Raw genomic sequence first — 710 nt, forward strand, 5'->3', positions numbered from 1 at the left:
TTGTGCGCTTTAGCATGAATAAACCACCAGCTATGCTGGTGGTAGGCATAAAAAGCTTTAGCTTCAAGTAAAAAAAGAACCTCCTATGATAAAATTATTGTGTTATCGGCAATAAAATATCAAGGAGGTATCCATATGGATAAGAACAGCTTAGCACATACAAGTTGGAATTGTAAGTATCATATCGTGTTTGCGCCAAAATATAGGCGGCAGGTTATATACGGGAAATTGAAACAAGACATAGGAAAAACATTAAGGGACCTATGCGACAGAAAAGGAATAAACATAATCGAAGCGGAATGTTGTCCGGATCATATACATATGCTGCTGGAGATTCCACCGAAATATAGTGTATCTCAAATCATGGGATACTTAAAAGGGAAAAGTAGCTTAATCATTTTTGATAGACACGCAAATCTGAAGTACAAATACGGAAATAGGCATTTCTGGTGTAGAGGGTACTACGTCGATACAGCGGGAAAAAATGCGAAAAAAATCCAAGAATATATCAAAAACCAATTGGAAGAAGACTACATGGCGGATCAGATAAGCATGAAAGAATTCATCGATCCGTTTACGGGTCAGCAGGTCAAATAAAGTATGAGAATAGGCGCTTTAGCGCCAACTGGGGAATGGTTGCAAGAGGAAGAAATTCAGGGCACGAGAGTGCTGCCGGTAACAGCCCCTTCTAGGGGCATAACAAACCACCG

General features: G+C 39.9%; 1 protein-coding gene. It reads left to right on the forward strand.

Going from position 1 to position 710, the window contains the following annotated elements; translation table 11 throughout:
- The first annotated feature begins 135 nt into the window (after positions 1-135).
- Positions 136-597 carry an IS200/IS605 family transposase gene (gene tnpA / locus WKT05_RS10565; protein ID WP_148474367.1) on the forward strand — a complete coding sequence of 154 codons (462 nt, stop codon included), beginning with the start codon at positions 136-138 and terminating at the stop codon, positions 595-597.
- Positions 598-710: the final 113 nt, after the last annotated feature.

It is taken from the genome of Peptoniphilus sp. HCN-40583, from assembly GCF_037892835.1.
Classification (GTDB): domain Bacteria; phylum Bacillota; class Clostridia; order Tissierellales; family Peptoniphilaceae; genus Aedoeadaptatus; species Aedoeadaptatus rachelemmaiella.

Excerpts from the sequence above, each read along its gene's own strand:
- tnpA (WP_148474367.1), top strand. The coding sequence starts at position 136 with ATGGATAAGAACAGCTTAGCACATACAAGTTGGAATTGTAAGTATCAT.